The organism is Paenibacillus sp. FSL P4-0081, assembly GCF_000758565.1.
GTDB classification, from domain to species: domain Bacteria; phylum Bacillota; class Bacilli; order Paenibacillales; family Paenibacillaceae; genus Paenibacillus_AQ; species Paenibacillus_AQ phytohabitans.
Map to the genome: position 1 here is coordinate 4515595 of NZ_CP009280.1, position 21727 is coordinate 4537321.

A 21727-nucleotide genomic window follows, 5' to 3' on the forward strand; every position below is an offset into this window, starting at 1 on the left:
GTCCGGTCTTTTTTATGTTTTCCGATGAAATTCCAGATCTCAAGCACAGCCGGGAATCAGAATTCATATATGAATTAGAGTGTGTGAATCTGAACGGGCAATGTAGTTATAAAGTTAATGTAGTGATAGAATAATACAATCATTCTAATAATCACGGGAAGAGTGGAAATATGCGAATAGGATTATTTGACTCCGGAATAGGCGGTTTAACGGTGCTTCATCAGGCACTGAAATTTCTGCCGCAAGAAGATTACCTCTTTTACGCAGACACTGCACATGTTCCTTATGGAGAGAAAACAAAAGAAGAAGTTAGAGAGTACATTCTAAATGCTGTAGATTTCATTGCTAAACACAATATAAAAGCTTTGGTCATTGCTTGTAACACTGCCACCAGTATCGTGATTGAGGAGCTCAGAAGCCGGTATGACTTTCCTATCCTGGGCATCGAACCGGCAGTGAAGCCTGCCATTGAACAATCCGAAGGAAAACAGAAAAAGGTTCTGGTGTTAGCCACGAGACTTACGCTGCAGGAGAAGAAGTATCATGATTTAGTTCACCGTATAGATCATGGGGAAATTGTGGACAGTTTGCCTCTTCCCGGACTGGTGCAGTTCGCTGAAAGCTTTGAATTTGATGAAAAGAAAATCATCCCCTATTTACATCAAGAATTGTCCCGGTTTAATTTGCAGCAGTACGGCACAGTGGTACTCGGATGTACTCATTTTCCTTATTTTGAGAATAGTCTTAAGAAGGTTTTCCCTGAAGACGTTGATTTCATCTCAGGAAGTATTGGAACAGCCAGACATCTGAAACGTATCCTCGAACACAAAGGTCAGGTTAACCAAGGAAGTGGTGATATCATCTTTTTCAAGTCTGGTGTGATAGTTGAGGATACCTGCACGTTAGGCAATTACCATCGCCTGTTTAAACTTCTGGATGAACTGTGAATTTAATTATGTTCAGCTGCTGATGATTACCGGAGAAAAGGAAGTGTATGACTTGAGCCACTATGAAGCGATCATGGGGAGATTACGCCGTAGCCCCCTGAAGAATATAACGCTGCTCAAAATGATGACCGCCTATCACACTCAGATTGACAGTACGCTGATCGAACAGCAGGATCACTGGGGAGTGTTATTGATGATGCCTGCCGTGACCTTCCCCTACGATCACCGGACCTATACTGAGGCCGACACCGTTGTGCTAATGGACTACAGCAGCCCGGAGGTCTTCCCCGCCCTGCTGAAGCTGCTGCCAAGGGACGCAAGGCTCGTATTTAAGCTGCAGGAGGATGCGTACCGTCAGGCGCTGGAGCCGTATTTCACACTGCATAAAGTCCGCAGTCTCTATTCCTATTCTACGGCCGAAGGCCAAACCTTCAGCGCAGACGGGGCATGCATCGTAAGTGAAGCAATGGATGAACGGCTGCTGCCGTTATGGATGGCAAATGATTATTCACAGGGGGAAATCAGTCAATTTTTTCAGGAGGGGGCTTTCTCTGTATCATTGTTCGAAGGAGACATGCCTATCAGCACTTGTATGGTGTTCCGCAATGAGGAGTCTGTCTGGGAGATTGGAGCTGTACATACGTCTGCTGCCGCAAGAAAAAACGGACTGGCGCAGCGCGTGGTCCGCACAGCATTGTACCATACTCTGCAAAGGGGATATATTCCGAGGTATCAGGTACTTGAAGACAATCTCGCCTCCATACGTCTGGCTGAATCGATTGGTCTTACCCCCGCAGTGAAGCTTGAGCACTGGATTAACTATTAACGGTTATCTCTGTATTCAAAATATTATATACTGTTAGAAACATGTATCTGTCTATGGAGCCTCTGCTCACAAACTATGAAGGAGTTAATCTATGAGTTATCAACCCCCACCCTTTGGAGATCAGGAATTTTATCAACAGTTTCCCCCGCCGCCCCGCCAGGAGCGGACGAACGGCAAAGCGATCGCAGCACTGGTGCTCGGCATTCTCTCCATCGTAGTTCCTTATATCGGACTTATCTTCGGAATTATTGCGATCGTTCTGGCTGCACTCGCCTTCAAGGAGATCCGTCTCCGCTATGAGCAAGGCAGGGGGCTGGCGATTGCCGGGCTGGTCTGCGGGATTGTCGGCACCATCATTTACGCTGTACTAATCCTCCTGTTTGTTCTTGCACTCGTGATGTTTGGTAATATTGACACCGACACGGTGAATTATTTCAACAATTTAAACAGCTTTTAAAGGGTGAAAAAACAATAAAAGGAAGCTGACACCGGTTTCGATAACCGGCATCAGCTTCCTTTTATTGTTGCGGCGGAGTACCCTTACTCATGAGAATATTGATGCTCTCCTGCTGACGGTATTCCGTCGGTGTAAGCTGATATTTCTTACGGAACATTTGCGTGAAGTGGCGCATGTCCTGATAACCCACCCGTTCAGCAATTTCAGCCAGCTTCAGCTTAGGATTGAGCAGCAGCAGCTTGGCCTGCTCCAGCCGCAGGGAGGTTACATATTCCTTGTAGCCCTGCCCCGTCTTCTGCTTGAACAGCTGGCTGAAATACGCCGGATTCAGGAACACCACCGAAGCCATTTTCTCCAGTGACAGATCCTCGTAGAAATGCTCCTTGATATAGTGCAGCGCAACATCAATGGCCTTCTCCCCGCTGCCCTTCATCGGCTCCAGCTCAAGCGCCTGGGAGGCCGAAGCCTCCCGCATCCGCTTCACAACCTGCGGCACGGTGTTGAAGTCGTAGCTGAGCCCGGAGTGGATGATCTGGAAAGGAATCTTCAGGTAATGCGTCAAATGAGCCTTGACCTCTTCCTGGAAATGCTCCACCCGGATGTTCTCACCCGGCGTAATAAGGCCCAGCAGACTCTGCCGGTCATAGCTGACAACGAATCCCCGTCCATGCTGGTCGATCAGCTCAGACAGCACGTTCTCGACGATGAAATGCTCCAGGCGGACACTTTTGTCACCCGGGTCCAGTTGGACCATTACCAGATAGAAGTGGTTGTAATCTTCAATAAAAGGCTCAATATCCAGATTCCCGATATCCAGCCCCGAGGCCAGCCGCTGGAATACCCCCTCACGGAGGAATCTCAGACTGGCCTTCAGCCGTTCGCCTTGCCGCGAGATATTATTGTCCTGCTGGATTTCCGTTGTTAGGCTGTCAATAAGCTCAGTCAGCTTTGTTTTGCCGATCGGCTTAAGCAGATAGTCTCTCGCACCCAGCCGGACTGCTTCCTGCGCATAGGAGAATTCGCTGTGGGCAGAGATGACAATCCATTTCACATACGGATACCGGCGCTTCGAGATCTTCATGAATTCGAGGCCGTTCATTCCCGGCATCAGAATATCGGTCAGCACAATGTGGATGCGCTGTTCTTCCATGATTTTAACCGCTTCTTCCGCCCGGGCGGCCACGAATACCTGATGCTCCGGGCTAATCTGCCCGATGGTGCGCTTGATGCCTTCACGTATGACCCGTTCATCATCGGCAATAAGAATATTCACGTAGTCTGTTCTCCTTCCACTGAAATCGGCAGCACGATGGCAACCTGTGTCCCTGCTCCGGGGAAACTCTGAATCTGCAGGCCATAATACTCCCCGAACATGAACTGCAGCCGGCGGTGCAGGTTCTGCAGGCCGATGCCGCTTTTGCCGCTCTCCTTGGGACTGGGACTAGGAGCGTCCCCATTCAACGAGTCCTGCAGCCGTTTCAGCTGCTCCTCATTCATTCCGTTTCCGTTATCTTCCACAATCAGTCTAAGAACGGAACCTTCTTCTCTGGTATATACCTTCAATATACCCTGGCGGCCCAGTGATTCCAGACCGTGCTTGACGGCGTTTTCAATTACAGGCTGGACTGTCATTTTGGGAACACGGATGTCCAGCCAGCGTTCATCGATTTCCGTAATAATCTGCAGCCGCCCTTCCAGCCGGATTGAGATAATCTTCAGATAATGGCCAATCTGCTCCAGCTCTTCGCGCAGGCTCACTTCGGCCCCATCCTCCCACTGGCTGCTGTAACGGAACATTGAGGACAGGGACAGGACCAGCTCACCCAGCTGCTCATTGCCTTCCTCATCCAGCATCCAGTAGATCATATCGAGTGTATTGTACAGGAAATGCGGATTAACCTGGGACTGCAGCGCATGCAGCTCGGCATTCTTCTCACTGACGGACGAGAGCTTCACGCGTTCAATCAGCTCCTCGATCCGCCGGACCATCCGGTTGAAGGAAGCCACGAGAATATTAATCTCCTGATAGGAGGAGACATTGACCATTCCGCGGAAGTTACCGACCTCTACCTGCCTCATCTCCCGGATCAGCTTCTTCAGCGGCGAGGAGATGGTCTGAGATACGATCGAGGCAATCAGTGTTGAGACAATAATCAGCGCCGAGATGACAATCAGCAAATAGCGCTTCATCTCAATCAGCTCTACATTCAAATCCTTGTCCGGGGTTATACTCATCACCCACCAGCCGGAGAATGACAGCTTGGAGGCTACGACCAGCCGGTCGCTTTGCTGCTCAACCATCACATTCTGCGAAGTCGGCAGCATAGGCAGATTGGAGACGTCCGGCGTCGGATCTGTAGCAGAAGTGACAAACCGTCCATCCGGGGACATCAGATACACCTGACTGTGCTCACCGAGCTTCAAGTTCTCAAGGGCATCCAGCACCGGCTGCGGATTCGTCTCATACAGCACGATCCCGATCGGCTTATGCTCATTCAGATCATAAATCTGCCGGCCGAAGGCGAACACCGGGCTGTCCTCCACCTGATCGATCAGGGAATGCTGGTACACCCCGAGCCAGACCATTTTACCTGACGAGGCCTGCAGCTGGTGATACCAGTCTTCATCGGCGTAATCCGGATCGACCACGTTCATATAATTCCCGTAATTATAAATCTTCCCTCTGTCTGTGATCACATGAATGCCCACCAGGTCATCCCGTGAATAAAAAATCGAGCCGATAATATTCGTCACAGTCTGCTCATTGATATAAGCCACCGCCGGCTCATCGGTTTTCTCATTAATCAGACGAATCATCTCGAAGTTATTGCTGAGCGATTTGGACAATGCATCATAGCCCTTGTAGAGGAGTGTGAACAAACCTGCGGTCTGGGCGACGTTTTTTTGCGACAAATCACTGATCTTCTCATGCAGCTGATCCGTAGTCCGGTTATAGTACAGCAAGCTGACAATAAGCAGAATACTGGACATGCAAAAAAGAAACAGCAAGAACAACCGATGATGGATGGAATGAAAGCCGCTCTTCATAGGACTCTCTCCTTTCAACACCCTGTCCTGCCGTTTCCTATTATAAATCTAACCCAATTTTATATGCAACGCGTGAATTCATAATTCTGCAGATCAGCCTTTGACAGCTCCTGCCACCATGCCCTTTGTGATCTGGTTCGACAGGAAGAAGTAGATCAGGATCACCGGCAGCGCACCCATAACGAGGAATGCTCCGATGTTGCCGTAGTTGACCGAATACTGGCTGACGAAGGTGTAGACCCCGAATGGCAGGGTTTTGAGCTTCTCGGACGAGATGAACGTTGCTGCCAGGATATACTCGTTCCAGATGTTGATGAAGGTCAGGATACACACCGTCATTACCGGCGGCACTGACACCGGAAGAATAATGCTGCGGAAGATCCGGTACACACTCGCTCCGTCGATGAACGCTGACTCTTCAATCTCATGCGGGATAGCTCTCATGAATCCGCTTAAGATGAATACGGCGATTGGTGTGGAGAATGCGACGTAAGGCAGAATCAGCGACCAATGGGTATTCAGGATATGCATATTTTTGAAAATAATCATCAGCGGCAGCAGGGTAGCCTGCATCGGAATCATCATCCCCATCAGGAAGATGGTCATCACGAGATTGCCGTATTTCCAGCGGAACCGCGAGATCGCATAAGCTGCCATTGAAGCCAGCAGAATGACACAGATCATTGTAAACGCAGTAACGAATACGCTGTTGGACAGATACTTCAGATAACTCCCGGAGGTGTAAGCTTCATAGTAGTTATGCCATTGAATTTTTTTGGGAAAAGAAAAGAAGCTGCCGTCCATGATTTCTTCGTTGGTCTTGAGTGAGTATAGCAACAGCCATAATAGCGGGTACAGCTGGGTAACCACAGGGATTGCAAAAAGAAGATACACGATTCCTTTTTTTAATTTACGCATGATTCGCGCACTCCTTTCCTAGTTGTATTTTTTCTCAAGTTTATTGAAGATGGTATTGATCACTCCGGTAAAGATGAGACAGACAACAACCAGGAACGTTGCGATCGCACTGCCGTATCCATACTTGAAGGACATGAAGGAACTGTTATACATATGGGTTGAGATGACATCTGTCGCATGCGCCGGACCGCCGCCTGTCATGACCATGACCAGATCGAAGGCCTGCAGGGAGCCGATAAACGCCAGGATAATCGATATTTTGAAGATCGGAACAATCAGCGGGAGGGTAATATAACGGTCCGCTTTGAAGCCGTCTGCTCCGTCAATTTTGGCCGCTTCATATAGCTCATCAGGAATATTCTGCACTCCGGTATACTGGATCAGCAGATGGTAGCCGAAGAACTGCCAGAGTGATACCAGATAAAGGGAATACATGGCGATGTTCGGCTCGGTGAGCCAGTTGTGAGTCCAGCTGTCAAGACCGAGTGACACCAACACGCCATTCAGCATGCCCCCCATGGAAGTAGGGTTGTAGATGGTCTTCCAGAGTTGTCCAATGATAACAACCGACAGGATCACCGGTGTGAAGTAGATCGACACCAGTGTATTAGCTTTTTTCAGATAACGGTTAAGCAGGATAGCCATTCCTAAGCAAAGTGGAATTTCCAGCATGGAAGCCACTGCATACAGCAGAGTTCTTCGTACGGAAGGCCAGAACACAGGATCATTGAAGAACATATCTTTGAAATTGCCTAAACCGATAAACTCCGCAGTAGTAAGACCGTCCCACTTCAATAAGCCCGTATATAATGATACCAGTATGGGAACAAACACAAGGCACACGTACAAGAGCAGACATGGCAGTATGAAGACGGCTATTGTGCGTGCTGGCACCTTAAGTACTTTCATCTTTCCCGCCTCCTAAACAAGCAGATTCTTTGTCTATTTACGATATTTACGATATTCACATTGAAAATCTTCATGATAAACTCGATGCGAAGAAGCCTGGATCAGCTTGCTTCGCATCGAGAAGGACAGCTTTACGGTTGCCTATAGCGGATTGCTTATTTGTTGGCTTCAAATGCAGCCTGGTGCTCTTTCGCCACTGCAGCGGAATCCATTTTCTGTACGAACAGGTTCTGAATGCTGCTGAGGTGAACTTGAGCTGTTGCAGGGTTCATCGTGTTATCGAACGCCAGGTCTCCGCCTTTAACTTGGTTGAACAGGCCGGCAATGTTAACAGCCAGATCAGAGTAACCGGCAGCTTTGAGGTCGCCGTCTACCTTTTGACCGATACCTACAGCATTTTTCAGTTCAAACTGTTTCTTAGGATATTCGGAAGCGAAGTAGTTCAGGAAGTCTTTGGTTTCTTGCAGGTGTTCGCTGTTTGCAGATACGGCAAATGCGCTGCCTGGTGCAAGCATGAATTCGTTAGGATCGCCCTTGCCGTTCACTGTAGGGAATTGGAAGGCTCCAACTTTACCGGCTACAGGCGATGCGTCAATTGCGCCTGTTTCCCAAGATCCGATCGACCACATTGCCGCTTTACCTGTTTTGAAGATGTTACCGCCGGCATTGGCATCAATGGAAGTAGCTCCATCCGGGAATGCACCGGCTTGAACCAGTTGCTGGAATGCTTCTACAGCTTCTACGAATGCAGGATCTTCGAAGGTTTTCTTGCCGTCAAGCACATCCTGCAGGAATCCAGGGCCGCCGTTGGTGCGGAGCAGGATGTTCATGAACAGGAACGAGCCGGTCCAGGAATCTTTTTCACCGATAGCCAGTGGGGTAATTCCCTTATCTTTCAGGATTTTGACATCCTGGAGCAATTCTTCAAAGGTTGTCGGAGGAGCAGCAATTCCTGCTTGTGCGAACAGATCTTTGTTGTAGTACACGACTTCGATGTTGTTGCCGTCAGGAAGCGCATACACATTGTTGTCGAAGCTGTAGTAATCGAGCAGGCCTTCCTGATAAGTGTCTTTCAGGCCATTCTGATCGAGCATATCATTCAGTGGAGCGAACAATCCTGCATCTACGAAAGGCTTCATTTGTGCAGCCGGGTTAACGATGGTGATGTCCGGTACTTCTTTGGAAGCAGCCTGTGTCTTGAGCTTCACCTTCTGCTGGTCTGTGTTCAGCGTATCCAGTTCAATCTTCACATTCGGATGATCCTTCTGGTACTGCTCGGTCAGCTCGTTGATCATTTTGTAAGCCGGTGTTGCAGGGTCAGGATAGATATTCTGGAAGGTAATTGTTACTTTCTTGTCGCTTGGAGCAGTTGTTGCTGCGGCGTTTCCGCTATCTGTTGTGTTCGGTGCGGCGTTGTTTTTGGCGCCGTCGTTTGCGTTGTTGTTCGAGTTACCGCATGCTGCAAGGCTTAACGCCATAACTGCGGTGAAAGCGATGGTAGCGGATTGCTTCATTTTTCTGTTGACCATTAATTGATGCCCCCTGTGTTCGTGATATGCTTATTATCATCCTGTGAAGCGCTTCCAACAAGGTGGGAACTACAGAATAAAGGTTTGTTTTTTCTAGGTATACTGCACTTAAGCAGCCTAATCGTCCAACCTTTTCTCTAACATCTGTTCATCGTCTTTAACATAGCTGCACTGTTCATAGGTTCTGGTTGCAGCAGTGTTGCTTCTACCTGTCAGTACCTTTATACTTTTCACTCCGCGTTCTCTAAAATTTTCTTCCAGGCAAGAAATAATGGCAATTGCAATTCCTTTTCTTCGAGCGGCTTCTTCTACGTAGAGTTCAGTAATTTCTCCATAGGGTTCATCATAACAAAATGAAGAAAAGCATTGAGCACAGCCAAAACCAACGATTCTACCATTTATCTCTGCTACGGCAATCAGTTCATTATGATTTATATTCAAATGTTCAATTATCTTAGCTGCGGGTCTTGGTGCACCACCGTTAAATTCCTGATTTAGTCTGGAAAGATCTTCAGCATCGGTTAAGGATGCCAGCCGTACATTTGCAACAGAATCCATCTTCGGTCACCCCTCCATTTCTATATCTAACCCCTAAAGTTTAACAACTCTAATTCTTGAAAAACTTCCTGTACATCACAGTTGGAATTTAGGATATTGATCATCTCTTCCGTAATGGGGAAATCATCGTAAATTTTTGCAACAACATCTAAGGATGGTGATAACTCAAAATAACCTATTGCAAATTCTACAAAATCCTCTGGTGTATGGAATATACAGCCCACTAAAAAATCAGAACCATCGCTTACACCTTTTGGAATCTCAACTTTTCCCTTGTGCCAGTTAGTGTCACTGTTTTTACGCCATATGGGCTTAATTCAGATTCATGATCGAAGCCTTTTATTATGGAGCCATCAGCGGAAAACAAAATAATTAGATGATCACCTGCTCCATTATCTATTTTCGCCATACAAACACCCTCGTCCCAATTTTGAACAAAGCTATGGTAACGAAGCCATTCATCTTGACAAATATCCACTCACTTCAACGTCTGCCCATAGCTAACCGGGGCTGCCGTCTCATACCGGCAACCTCGGTTAAATGATTGTTAAGCTATAGTTACCCCGTTATGGAGTTCAATGATTTTATCCTGTAATAACTAATCCCTTATTTCGGTATTTCTTTGAAAGCAGCCGTCGAGCAGGTTTTTTCCTTTATGATAATCTTTCATTAATTTTGATCAATATTTCCTTCAAGATTTGCTTCTCCTCCTCGGTAAGGACTTGAACGATTTCTTCCTCCACCCTTTGGAATGAGTCTTGAAAGTCTGCAATCAGTTCAATCGCTTTTGGCAATACATATATATTTTTTTGCCGTTCATTATTGGCCGGGATTTTGCGCTCGATGAACCCTTTTTGCTCTAGACCTTGAAGCATGCTTGTAATGCTGGCCCCACGTAGATGAAACCTATCGGCAAGGTCCTTTTGAATAATATGATTATTTTGGTTCTGGTAAATATAATCGATTACTTTTCCTTGTTGAGCGTTTAACCCCTGCTCTTTTATACTTTCGTCCGCTCTTTTCTTTAACTTAAGACCGATAATCTGAAACAAATCCAGATAAGGCGTATCCTTTCGGGATTCCATGATCTTCCCCCCTGTGATTGTTAGGAATCTAACTGTAAGCAAATAAACTATACAGTGATCCTATAGGCTTGTCAAAAGAATAATTAGATTATTTACTGTTAGTTAACTAATAGTTATACTTCGAATTGTTCAAATTACAAACACTTGGGAGGAATTCATATGGAGATGGATAAGGTCACACAAAATGCTGCGTTAGAACAAGTTACGGCAATTACAAATATACGTATTTTTGATGGAAATCAAATGATTGCGCCAAGACATATTGTCGTTAAGGGGGAGTCCATAATTTCAGTGGGCGGAGACCTTCCGGCTGGTGCAACGATTATCGATGGAGAAAATGCGACTCTAATGCCTGGTTTCATTGATGCACATGTCCACACTTCGATCGGCGGATTACGAGATGCACTAAAATTCGGCGTGACAACAGAACTCGAAATGAACGGCGATTTTACAAAAAGAGGGCGCGAGATTCAGTTAAAAAATGTGAATGACGTCGCAGACGTCCGTTCTGCTGGCACAGCGATCACCGCTCCGGGCGGACACCCAGATGAATTATTGCCAGATGGAGATGAAATACCGGAATTCATATTAAAGGAACTAGAGAAATTATCGGAGGAAGACCGGGAATCGATGTTGGCTGCATACGCTCACGATCACGAAGAAATACCGCAAGTGACAACGGTGGAAGAAGCGATTAAACATGTGCATACCCAAGTGGAGAATGGCGCCGACTATATTAAGATCATGATTGAAGAAGGAACGGTCATGGGTGCGCCTGGCCTGCCTGTACTAAGCGAGGAGATTCTAAAAACAGCCGTGACAGAAGCCCACAAGTTCGATAAGCTGGTCATCGCCCACGTATTGACGGCTCTTTCATCGCAAGAGGCCATCGATTTTGGAGTCGACGGTTTGGGCCACTTGTTTATCGACAGACCCGAGAATACGTCCGGGTTAGTAATGTCCATAGCGGCTTCAGGCGCTTTTGTTACACCGTGCTTGGTGTTGAATTCATCTATCCTTGGAAATCCGGCATCGGAATTGGCGAATGATCCGCGTGTTCATTCCAAGTTAAGTTCGGATTGGATCGATATCTTGAACTCAAGCTTCAATACGTTTCCGCAAGGCAATATGGAGAACAGCTTTAAAAATGTGATGGACCTTCACCGTGCCGGAGTTGATATTCTGGTAGGGACGGATGTCGCGCCGGTTCCTGTTCCGAATCTTGGCGGCCTTGCTCATGGAGCCAGCGTCCATCATGAAATGCAATTGCTGGTGAAGGCCGGGTTCACTCCGATAGAAGCGCTTCAGTCAGCTACCGCAAAACCGGCCCGTTGCTTTGGTCTTAACGATCGCGGTCGTATTGCCGAAGGCGCACGCGCTGACCTTATTTTAGTAACCGGTGATCCGACAACCAACATCTCGGATACCTTGTCGATCAAATCCGTGTGGTTCAAAGGTGTGCAACAACGATATTAATCAGAGCCGATATCCCCGTACTATGTCGTCAGAGCGATTACTTAGTGTAAACGAAATAATTACACGGCCGCCCTACAAACATATAAAACATTCTGATCGCTGGGTCCATGAATTTCATTGGAGCATCCCGTTGAAAGCAAGCATTACTTTTCGCCACTAATTATTCAAAAGAAGCAGCCGATCACGTTAGAATCGGCTGCTTCTTGTTATATATTACTATATCAATTATGCTGGCGGCTGCTTCCACTGTTTAATCACGCTGAGCAATCCCGGAACATCCAGCCCGTCGAGCGAAAAAGCTTTGCGCAGCAGATCATGCGGGATGAATTCATCGTATTTGCCGAGGTAAGGGGCTTCATCCGGTCCGAGCAGGGAAATAGCATCCGTAGCTGCGGCGGTTTCGGCAATGATCTCTTCCTCCAGCGTCTCTGCATCTGCCTTGCCGGCGACAACCATATAATAAGGTTCCATCGGCACGACGGACCGCAGACCGAGCGGTCCCTTCAGATTGTTCTTCAGCAGGCGCTCCAGCGTACGGAACTGCCGGCTGCCCGCCCATGGAAGGATGAACATGGAGTCTCCTCCGGCAGGCAGGACAGAACGCGTCAAGAGTCCGCTCTCTTTGGCAAGCCTGCGGGCCCGCTCCAGTCTGGTGGCCGCGCTTGGCGCAAGATACGGATACAAGGCTGTCGATCCGAGCACTTCGCGGATCTTCGTCATGATCCGGGTGTGGACATCCCCTCCGGCTCCAAGCCATAAGGTGTCTACCTTGCCGCGTGATCCTTTGACATAGACCGCCTTGTGGCGGTTGTCGACCTCTTCCACCTTCCACAGCTTGCCGGCCAGGGTGAAGCAGTAGCCCGGCGGTGGCACTGTAGTAATTGAACCGATTTCCTCGGTGCCATTATAGACGACATGCTCTTCATCGTCTTTGAATACCGCATAGAAACGGAAGTTGTTGACGATCTTCTCCCCCGCCATGCCAATCAGCAGACTGCCCTCATCCATCTTCTCAATGTGGCCCATGCCCTGCATGTATTCCATGAAGGCGTCATAATCAGCGGGATCAATACTGCGGAAGGACGGCAGGCTCAGCACCGCCTCCTTCAGGTCATCCGGCTCCGCTTCCCCCATACTCTTCAGGATGCTCATCGTCTGATGATACAGCAGCCCGACCGGCAGCTGGCGCACGACCAGCGGCTCGACCCATTTCTCGCGTACGTACAGCTCGATTACGGCAATGGCCCGCAGCAGCGTCCACGGCATCCGCGCAGGCAGCTGCGCCTCCTCGTCCTCCTCCTCGGGCGTGACGAAGATCATCTCGGAGGCGGCGTCCCCGCGCCTGCCCGAGCGGCCCAGCCGCTGCACGAAGCTCGCGCAGCTGTAAGGCGCGCCGAGCTGCAGCACCCGCTCCAGCTCGCCCAGGTCAATCCCCAGCTCCAGCGTCAGCGTCGCTGCAGCCACAGCCGGCCCCGCACCCTGGCGGAGCGCGGCCTCCGTCTCCTCGCGCAGCATCGCGGAGATGCTTCCATGATGCACATGGAAGACATCCCGCTCGCCGCGCTTAGCGGCAATGCGCCGCATCTCCAGAATCGCCTCCTCGGCGTCTGTGCGGCTGTTCGTGAAGATCAAGGCCTTCTTCACATGCGTATGGTCGTAGATGAAGCCGTAATAAGCCTGTCGCGCCCGCTCCAGGTGTTCGGCTTCTTCCTCATTCCGCGCATCCGGGAAAGAAAAGTGCTCCACGCTCAGGCGCAGCTTGCGCCCGCCCTGCGGTGCACTGACCTCCACGCTCTCCCGCGTGCCCGCCGCCAGCCACTCCGTGACGGAGGCGTAGTCGCTCAGCGTTGCGGACAGACCCACCCGCCGCGGATGACAGCCGGCCATCCGCGAGATCCGGGCCAGCTGGCTCAGCACCTGAATGCCGCGGTCCGCCCCCATGAAGGCATGCACTTCGTCGATTACGATGAAGCGCAGATCATGGAATAGCGCCGGGATGGCATTCGGGCGGTTCATCAGCAGACCTTCCAGCGATTCCGGTGTAATCTGCAGCACCCCGGAAGGGTTCTGCATCAGCTTCGTCTTATCCGCCTGCGGCACATCGCCATGCCAGTGCCAGACCGGAATATTCCCTTCGCGGAGCAAATCATTTAACCGGGTGAACTGATCGTTGATCAGCGCCTTCAGCGGAGCGATATACAGAATACCTACAGATGCGGACGGACGCTCATACAGCTCCGTAAGCGCGGGGAAAAAAGCCGCCTCTGTCTTGCCCGAAGCGGTTCCGGAAGCGATAAGCAGATGATGCGGTGTGTCAAACAGCACCCGGCAAGCATCTACCTGGGCCTCACGCAGCGTATCCCAGCGGTTCTTGTAGATGAATTCTTTAATGAACGGAGCCAGCCGGTAGAAAGGGTTATCACTCATAGGTCAAACTCCGCCAGGAATCCGTCCAGTTCATTCTGCCCGGTCTCGGCAGGCCGCGGAGTCCGCTCCCCGACCAGCTTCTCGAACGACATTTCCGGATGCTGGTTCAGCGTATGCAGCAGATCCATGAAGTCGCGCACGACCTCACGCGCGGTAAGCAGCTCATCTGCACCCAGCCGGTTCACAGCCTCTTCCATGAAATGCACCAGCTGCTCCTGCGTCAGTCTGGCTTCATACCCGTAGTGTAGCGCGTGAATGTCCCGCAGCTTCTGTAGCAGAATCAGAATCTCCTCATGGGAGAGCATGTCCAGCGCAATGATCGGTCCGGTGAAGTTATTCAGTCCGGCACCGGCATACCGCCCGGCTACCAGCCTGGAACGGAGTGCCTCATAGCTGAATAAGCCGCGCCGGTGGTCTTCAACGAACTGCGGTGTGCCGCCGACGAAGATCCCCAGCCGTTCTGCCTTGCCCTGCATCGTATCGTTGAACATGGTCAGCAGTTTCTCATAATTGCTCTGGCGGGAGATGCTGTTGGTTATCTTGTAGAGGTTGACTCCCTCATCGATGAACAGCAGCAACCCCTTATAGCCGATGGCCCCGGTGAATTCCGCCCATAGCTTCATATAATCATACCAGTTGTCGTCATCGATAATAACGCCCACACCCAGCGCCTTGCGCGCTTCCGTGCGGGTCGCGAACTCGCCGCGCAGCCAGCGCAGCGAATCCTGCTTCAGTGCGTCATCAGCCAGCTTATGCCCGTTCCAGTAAGAGGCCAGCACCTTCGCGAAGTCGAAGCCATGCACAAGCCCGCGCATCTCGGAGGCAACCGCATAGATCCGCTGCTCCACTTCTTCACCAAGCTCCAGCGCATCCGGCCCATAGCCCTTCTCTTGCATGACGGCCTGCTGCAGAGACATAATCCACTTCTGCAGCATAATCTCCAGTGCCCCGCCATCGGGGCGCGTCCGAGTTGACAGATGGCTCATCAGCTCGCGGTAGGTGGCAAGCCCCTGCCCCTTCGTACCGACAAGCCGCCGCTCCGGCGACAAGTCCGCATCCGCGACCACGAAGTCCCGGTCCATCGCGTAATTGCGGATAATCTGCAGCAGAAAGCTTTTGCCGCTGCCGAATTTGCCCGTAATCAGCTTGAAGGCGGCTCCGCCCTCGGCGATATTATCCATATCGCGGAGAATGGCTTCAACCTCCGGCCGGCGGCCGACGGCAATATATTCAAGACCGATACGCGGCACAACTCCCGCTGTCAGCGAGTTGACGAGCGCGGTGGTCATCCGCTTCGGTATTTTGAGTGGGTTCATTCCTGATTTCACCTCTTTATATAGTGCAGCATGGATATACATTCTTCGGTCAGCTCTTCACCGTCGATGACGAGATCCCCCAGACTATCCATAGCAAGTTCATTAATCTCATCAAACAGCAGCTCTGCCATGGTCCCGCCGCCCGCTGCCAGCCGGTTCACCTTCACCAGGCCGTCATCCTCTGCCAGCGCAAGCAGCACATCCCGCTGCAGCAGACTCAGTTCAGAAGCGAAGGACGTCCAGCTGTCCGCTTCGCCATCAATAATTGGCAGCGGAGAATCTGCTTGTCCTCGCACAGCAGGTTCTTCAACAATAATGTCCAGCTTCTCTTCGTCACTTTCTCTAACCGCTGGCTCTTCTTCACCCGCTGTCTCCTGTTCCCAATCCGTTTCATCATCCTTCTCCAGCGCTTCCTCCACCGTGAGCAGCGAACGCACCACCTCGGAGTCATTCTTCAGCTGTTCCAGCTTCCGCTGATCAATCACAACTGCCGGACCCTTCTCCTCCTGCTCCGCCTTCAGGAATTCACGCTGCAGGAACTTGGTCACCAAGCCCTCCATGTCGGCATCAACCTTGACATCCTTGAGCCGTCCGCGATAACCCATAAGTGCCCGCAGCTTGTTCTCGGTCAGCCGGAATAAGCGTGTAATCAGACTGCGCAGCGGCGGCGATTTGCTGATTCGTACGACAGGTATAAGAACAGAGTAGCCATAGAGTGAGATATCATATACTGCGCTGCGGAACAAATACCGCTCACGGACAACCGGCGGACCGGGCGGGAACATCGTGATCAGATTCGAGCCGTGCTTCCGCGCGACATACGTATCAATTAGTGCCACTACTTGGGGGATGTACTTTTCCGCAGCAGCTTTTCCTTCACCTGTATAAAATTTCGATTTGCTGATATCATAATCCGACATCACACTCAGCACCTCGATGCTAAGCTGCTCCGGGGCAGCAGACAGGCAGCGGACAAGCTCAAGCTCTGCCAAGTCCCCGGCAAGCCCGCGTGTACGGATAACAATCTCCGAGAGCGGGATATCCAGCTTATGCACGAATGAGAAATCCGCAATCCATCCGCCAAGGTATTGATCCAGACGTTTATACTTGTCACGGTAGGCTTCCCAGAGCAAGCCGAGCTGACGGCATCCATCCTGCGGCTCATCCCAGCCCACACCGTTAATCAGCTCATATATATGCAGAAAAATATAGGAGAGGTCGGTCTTAGGGTATCTCCCTTGCCGGACTTCATCCCGCCAGAAGAAATACCACCGGCTCTGCGCACCTGTCATATGGCCGTAAGTCGGCCAATAGCTCTTAAAGGGAACAAATAAAGCCGCAGGCTCCTTATGATCCGCAAGCTCCCGGGCCCGCTGGACAAACTGGCTCTCCGTAGTGGTTACCGGCTCCTGTGTCTCTTCCATATCCCATAGCTGGAGCTGTACTGTATCATATTGGGACGTTTTCTTCTTGCCCGGACCTTCCGGAGGCTTCGGTATAACCGCTTCTGCAGAACTCCGCGGCGGAATTGCCATATTCTGCTCCGTGCTCTCCCAGACCAGCTCCGTGAAATGCAGGCCCTGCCTGTCTTTAGCCATACTTACCCGCTCCATTAGTGTGCCATAATAATTTTTACCATTATACCATATGCCTTATGAGGTGATGCAGCGGTCTCCAGTCCTGTACTAGGGGCATCAAATGGAGCTATTCTTGCTCCCGCCTTTCCGTCAAAAGGTAAGCCGGACTGAAAAAACGCTACTTGGAACAAATCAAGTCAAGTTCGGCAGGCGTAAACATATCCATGCTGGCGTATATTTCAAAAAAGACCTTGAGAGACTGGCCCCTCAAGATCCTAGATTAGAGTGTCTGTCACCGCACATTGCCGGACAATGAGAACGTTCGTTTGTGTCTTCCTTAAGAATATACTATATTCACCCTATGGGCTGCAATAGCGGAGGCTTCCCTCCAGCCGCTATGCGGGTGGTTTTTTGTATTGCGCATTTCACGCACTCAACTGGCTAAAGCCACAACAAAGGCCAGCCGGAAGCTCCGGCTGGCCTTGTTGGAGTATAACTCCTGATGGTTTTTCCAATTATTCTTAGAGCAGCTCTGTGCCCTTCGTTTCCTTCCCCAGGAACAGCACGGCCAGCGCACCAATAATAATCGTTACGAAGAACAGCATGAAGATTGTGCTGATCGCGACCGAATTCCCCACCATCACGCCGACCAGTGTAGGTGCAATAATACCCCCGATCCGGCCGAACGAGGTTGCCAGTCCTGCACCTGTTGAACGGATGGTAGTCGGATACAGCTCCGGTGTATAAGCATACATCCCGCCCCATGCCCCCAGGTTGAAGAAGGACAGGCAGATCCCGGCGGCCATCAGCATGCCTTCGGTCGTGGAATTTCCGAACCAGGCGGCGCTGACAGCTGTCAGCAGCAGATAGATCACGAGCACGAACTTCCGGCCGAATTTCTCGATGAAATAAGCGGCGGTGAAATATCCCGGAAGCTGGGCGAGCGTCATGATCAGCACATACTCGAAGCTTTTGACCAGACTGAAGCCCTTAAGCACCATAACTGTCGGCAGCCACAAGAACATACCGTAGTAGGAGAAAACAACCGTAAACCACAGAATCCACAGCATAATCGTCGAACGGCGGTATTCCGCAGACCAGACTGCCGTAATCCGGTTCCGCAGGGATACCGGAGCCTTCTTGATCTCGGCGAATTTCGGCGAGTCATCAATTGCCTTACGCAGGTAGAGCGCATAGAGCGCCGGTACTGCACCAATCGCGAAGGCAATCCGCCAGCCGTAATCCGGAATAACGAAATAAGCGATCAGCGCGGACAGAATCCAGCCAAGCGCCCAGAAGCTCTCCAGCAGTACGACGGCCCGTCCTCTTTCTTTGACCGGCATGCTTTCGGACACCAGTGTCGAGGCAACCGGCAATTCACCGCCCAGCCCGAAGCCGGCAATGAAGCGCAGCACGCACAGCATTACATACCCTGCAGCAAATGCCGACAGGCCGCTTGCTATGGAGAAGATCAGCAGCGTCCACAGCAGTACGGATTTGCGGCCGAACCGGTCCGCGAGAATCCCGGCCGCAGCCGCTCCCACAGCCATCCCCACCGAGTTGATACTGGTTAAATATCCGATCTTCTCCGGTCCCAGCGCCCACTCCTTGGCCAGCGCAGCCACCACAAAAGATATCATCCCCACATCCATCGCGTCGAACATCCAGCTGAGTCCTGCACTGAAGAGCAGTTTTCTTTGCTTCGGATTCTGCAGCAGCGACATTTGATTCATCATAACAAGCACCCTCTTCCCTGATTCCCGCTAAGTCTCGGAGTAAGACTAGTTTCACTTACACATTCTAGAATCGGACGGTTCAAAAATCAAGGAATAACACCGCATTGAAATATTGCCGGGCCATCGCCTGAAAATAACAGGTCTGAACTGATATGGCGGCGATCAGGAGCATATTCTGCACGGCATCCCGTTGTGATCTGGTCAGATGGCTGAGCCGCTTCATCATTCCGTCCATCGCCGATTTGAGCGCACTGTCGGATTTCAGCAAATACTCTTTGGGGTTACCAGGCTGAGCCTGCCCCTGCACCGGCATCGGGGAGCGGGTCTTGATCTCCTCGAACAGCTCTGCATACCCGTGATACAGCTGTGCCGGCTCGACCAGGTCGTCATCATCACGCTCAGGCGCCAGGAACAGCATACGGAAGAGCTGGCGGATGCTCTCGAAATCGAGTGCAGCCTTGAGATCATCAATTATAAATAGAAGCGCAGCCTGATTAATGGAATACTTCTTCCCTTCACGCGGCGCCCCGAGATATTCCTTGAAGTCACGCTTTACCCAGTTCTGCATAGCCGTAACAGATAATGTGGAATACTCAATCAGACTGCCGAGCGAGGCGATTTCACCAAGGGATAACCCTTTGATGCCGCTGCCTTTGATCAATTTCTGCAGGATCGGGGGAATATCCGTAGAGAGAAAAGCCGGCAGTGACGTCCCCTCCCGCACCTCTTCACGGTGGAACTTGGTCCAGGCTTCCTGCAGAATATGGAGCGGCTTCCGCTCCGAGTTTTCGCTTAGAGACAGTAATAGTCCGGACATCTCTATCCGGCTAAGTGTAAATGCTTCCATAGATGGCAACCCTCCACCATTTGATATTTCATTGAAAAGTTCGTACAATAGGTTCATATGAACTCATAATATGAGTATAACCTATTTTAGGGACGAAAGGGATGGTAAAGATTATATGGGTATAGGACTTAGTTTGACGCTCGTGGCAATTTTGATTATTTTAACCGCATTTTTTGTAGCAACGGAGTTTGCAGTAGTGAGATTAAGAGGAAGCCAGGTCAGCCAGATGGTACTCGACGGGAAGAAGAATGCGCTAGCGGTACAGCGGGTATCTGCTAACCTCGATGGATATCTGTCTGCTTGTCAGCTTGGAATCACCATTACTGCACTCGGGATCGGGGCGTTGGCAGAGCCTGCATTTGAGCAGCTGCTGATACCATTGTTCGACCTGACGAACCTGAGCCACAGCGTTAGTGAGCCTATTGCTTTTGCACTGGCCTTCATTATCGCCACATTCCTGCATGTCGTTGTCGGTGAACTTGCACCGAAGACGGCCGCTATAAACATTCCGGAGAAAATCGGTCAGATTACCGCACCGCTGATTATTTGGTTCTACAGAGTATTGTACCCTTTGATTTGGATCATGAACGGTTCCGCCAACCTGCTCGTCCGTATGTTCGGAATGAAGCCGGCCAGTGAACATGGCGATGCCCACAGTGAAGACGAGATCCGCCTGATCTTGTCCGAGAGCTATGAGAGCGGCAAAATCAACAAAGCGGAATACGGTTATGTGAACCGGATCTTCACCTTTGATGAAATGCTGGCCAAAGAAATCATGGTTCCCCGGACAGATATGGTATGTCTGTTCACCGACCACTCGCTGCTGGAGAATATCTCTATTATCCGCAAGGAGCAGTATACGCGTTTCCCTGTAGCAGACGGAAGCAAAGACAATATCATCGGTATGATTAATACCAAGCAGCTGTACCTGCAATATGACAACAACCCTGATTTTGATTTCAAAAGCCTGATTCTGCCGATTCTTACCGTATCGGAAGTAACGCCGGTGAAGACGCTGCTGACCCGTATGCAGAAGGAGCGCGTGCATATCGCCCTGCTGCTGGATGAATACGGCGGAACCTCCGGCCTCATTACGATCGAAGACATCTTGGAAGAGATTGTCGGTGAGATCCGAGACGAATTCGACGGGGACGAACGCAGAAATGTAGAGAAGCTGAGCGAGACCCATTATCTGTTTGACGGCAATGTGTCTCTGCTGGAGATCAAAGATCTTACAGGTCTTGATTTCCACGACGACGAAGTGACTACGATCGGCGGATGGCTGTACAGTCACCTGGAAGAGCCGGTTGTCGGCAAAAGCCATGTGTATGAGCATGTCACTCTGACTGTGCGTGAGATGAACCGCCACCGTATCCGTAAGGTTGAGATCAAGATTGATCTTCCGGTCACCGAAGATGCCGCAGTACACAGCGACTAAAGCGGATAGATACGCTGCAGTAATACAGAAAGGCGCTTCCCAGGGGAAGCGCCTTTCTTGCATACTTTGGTGAGTACTAACGTAATCACGCCTATAATTAATACCATTAACTATATAGAGGCGGGGTTAAATATTTTACTCATATAATATTCGTCTACCCATTCCCCATCCACCAGCAGCGACTTTTTCTTCACGCCTTCAATCTCAAAACCATACCTCGTATACAGCGCAACAGCCCGCTCATTATGCTTCATTACCGTAAGCTCCAGACGCACAATGCCGCTCCGGTTCGCCCACAAGTCCATCTCATGGAACAATCCGCTGCCGATTCCCATGCCCTGATATTGCTTCAGGATGCCGATGACTATATAGGCACTGTGTTTATTGCGGCTGACGCTTCCTCCCCTGACTGACAGGTATCCCGCCAGCTCACCGTCAGCTTCGGCTCCGATCAGGATAGAGGTTTGAGCATTCCCGAAGCTTGCGATCATTTCTTCCACCTGCGGAATTCCGGTCTGCCTCTCTCCGGGTGCAAGCAGCATATACGAAGTTTCCTGATCCAGCCGGTGCTGCAGACTTAAGAGTGCGGCGGCGTCTTCAGGAATCAGTTCCCTCAGTATGATATCCATTACA

The 21727-nt window shown here is 50.5% G+C and carries 19 protein-coding genes; 5 read left to right on the plus strand and 14 right to left on the minus strand.

Going from position 1 to position 21727, the window contains the following annotated elements:
- Nucleotides 1-170 precede the first annotated feature (170 nt).
- The 3 genes from murI (at nt 171) to P40081_RS19070 (ending at nt 2230) form a co-directional block, all read left to right on the plus strand.
- On the plus strand, nt 171-947 hold the full coding sequence (murI, locus tag P40081_RS19060) for a glutamate racemase (protein ID WP_042137673.1): 777 nt from the start codon (nt 171-173) through the stop codon (nt 945-947).
- Between the two features lie 52 nt (nt 948-999).
- Entirely contained in the window at nt 1000-1773 is a 774-nt protein-coding gene (locus P40081_RS19065) for a GNAT family N-acetyltransferase (protein ID WP_197074248.1), read from the plus strand.
- A 91-nt stretch (nt 1774-1864) separates the two neighbouring features.
- Nucleotides 1865-2230, plus strand: a complete 366-nt coding sequence (locus tag P40081_RS19070) for a DUF4190 domain-containing protein (protein ID WP_042137678.1) — start codon at nt 1865-1867, stop codon at nt 2228-2230.
- 61 nt (nt 2231-2291) lie between these two features.
- Here the strand turns inward: P40081_RS19070 and P40081_RS19075 are convergent, their stop codons facing one another.
- From P40081_RS19075 to P40081_RS19105, 8 genes are all read right to left on the minus strand, one after another.
- The gene (locus P40081_RS19075; RefSeq protein WP_042137680.1) at nt 2292-3503 is read right to left on the minus strand and encodes a response regulator; all 1212 of its coding nucleotides are present in this window, start codon (nt 3501-3503) and stop codon (nt 2292-2294) included.
- Nucleotides 3500-5278, minus strand: a complete 1779-nt coding sequence (locus P40081_RS19080) for a cache domain-containing sensor histidine kinase (protein ID WP_042137682.1) — start codon at nt 5276-5278, stop codon at nt 3500-3502. Before P40081_RS19080 ends, P40081_RS19075 begins: the two co-directional genes overlap by 4 nt.
- 93 nt (nt 5279-5371) lie before the next feature.
- Complete coding sequence (locus P40081_RS19085) at nt 5372-6196, minus strand: carbohydrate ABC transporter permease (RefSeq protein WP_042137684.1); 825 nt, start codon at nt 6194-6196, stop codon at nt 5372-5374.
- A gap of 18 nt (nt 6197-6214) precedes the next feature.
- Complete coding sequence (locus P40081_RS19090; RefSeq protein ID WP_039301056.1) at nt 6215-7105, minus strand: carbohydrate ABC transporter permease; 891 nt, start codon at nt 7103-7105, stop codon at nt 6215-6217.
- Between the two features lie 155 nt (nt 7106-7260).
- Nucleotides 7261-8634 carry an extracellular solute-binding protein gene (locus tag P40081_RS19095; protein WP_042137686.1) on the minus strand — a complete coding sequence of 458 codons (1374 nt, stop codon included), beginning with the start codon at nt 8632-8634 and terminating at the stop codon, nt 7261-7263.
- A gap of 117 nt (nt 8635-8751) precedes the next feature.
- Nucleotides 8752-9192 (minus strand): GNAT family N-acetyltransferase, encoded by a 441-nt coding sequence (locus tag P40081_RS19100; RefSeq protein WP_042137688.1) that lies wholly within the window; start codon nt 9190-9192, stop codon nt 8752-8754.
- A 244-nt stretch (nt 9193-9436) separates the two neighbouring features.
- A complete protein-coding gene (locus P40081_RS38580; RefSeq protein WP_156118648.1) occupies nt 9437-9601 on the minus strand; it encodes a hypothetical protein in 165 nt (54 codons plus the stop codon).
- Between the two features lie 244 nt (nt 9602-9845).
- Nucleotides 9846-10277 carry a MarR family winged helix-turn-helix transcriptional regulator gene (locus P40081_RS19105; protein ID WP_042137690.1) on the minus strand — a complete coding sequence of 144 codons (432 nt, stop codon included), beginning with the start codon at nt 10275-10277 and terminating at the stop codon, nt 9846-9848.
- Between the two features lie 165 nt (nt 10278-10442).
- Here P40081_RS19105 and P40081_RS19110 point away from each other — a divergent pair, with 165 nt between their 5' ends.
- Nucleotides 10443-11753 (plus strand): amidohydrolase family protein, encoded by a 1311-nt coding sequence (locus P40081_RS19110; RefSeq protein WP_042141233.1) that lies wholly within the window; start codon nt 10443-10445, stop codon nt 11751-11753.
- A 225-nt stretch (nt 11754-11978) separates the two neighbouring features.
- Here P40081_RS19110 and P40081_RS19115 read toward each other — a convergent pair whose 3' ends face one another.
- From P40081_RS19115 to P40081_RS19135, 5 genes are all read right to left on the minus strand, one after another.
- Nucleotides 11979-14180: a DEAD/DEAH box helicase gene (locus P40081_RS19115; protein ID WP_042137692.1), complete on the minus strand. Its 2202-nt coding sequence runs from the start codon at nt 14178-14180 to the stop codon at nt 11979-11981.
- Nucleotides 14177-15496 carry an ATP-binding protein gene (locus tag P40081_RS19120; RefSeq protein ID WP_042141234.1) on the minus strand — a complete coding sequence of 440 codons (1320 nt, stop codon included), beginning with the start codon at nt 15494-15496 and terminating at the stop codon, nt 14177-14179. Before P40081_RS19120 ends, P40081_RS19115 begins: the two co-directional genes overlap by 4 nt.
- An 8-nt stretch (nt 15497-15504) precedes the next feature.
- Nucleotides 15505-17094 (minus strand): TerB N-terminal domain-containing protein, encoded by a 1590-nt coding sequence (locus P40081_RS36500; RefSeq protein ID WP_052421900.1) that lies wholly within the window; start codon nt 17092-17094, stop codon nt 15505-15507.
- A gap of 500 nt (nt 17095-17594) precedes the next feature.
- The gene (locus P40081_RS19130) at nt 17595-18806 is read right to left on the minus strand and encodes an MFS transporter (RefSeq protein WP_042141236.1); all 1212 of its coding nucleotides are present in this window, start codon (nt 18804-18806) and stop codon (nt 17595-17597) included.
- Between the two features lie 82 nt (nt 18807-18888).
- Nucleotides 18889-19656, minus strand: coding sequence for a DUF1836 domain-containing protein (locus P40081_RS19135; RefSeq protein WP_042137694.1), 768 nt, complete (start codon nt 19654-19656; stop codon nt 18889-18891).
- Nucleotides 19657-19771: 115 nt separating this feature from the next.
- On the opposite strand from P40081_RS19135, the gene P40081_RS19140 reads away from it, so the two are divergent.
- A complete protein-coding gene (locus P40081_RS19140) occupies nt 19772-21094 on the plus strand; it encodes a hemolysin family protein (RefSeq protein ID WP_042137696.1) in 1323 nt (440 codons plus the stop codon).
- 110 nt (nt 21095-21204) lie between these two features.
- Here the strand turns inward: P40081_RS19140 and P40081_RS19145 are convergent, their stop codons facing one another.
- Nucleotides 21205-21723, minus strand: a complete 519-nt coding sequence (locus P40081_RS19145) for a GNAT family N-acetyltransferase (RefSeq protein ID WP_081970028.1) — start codon at nt 21721-21723, stop codon at nt 21205-21207.
- Nucleotides 21724-21727: the final 4 nt, after the last annotated feature.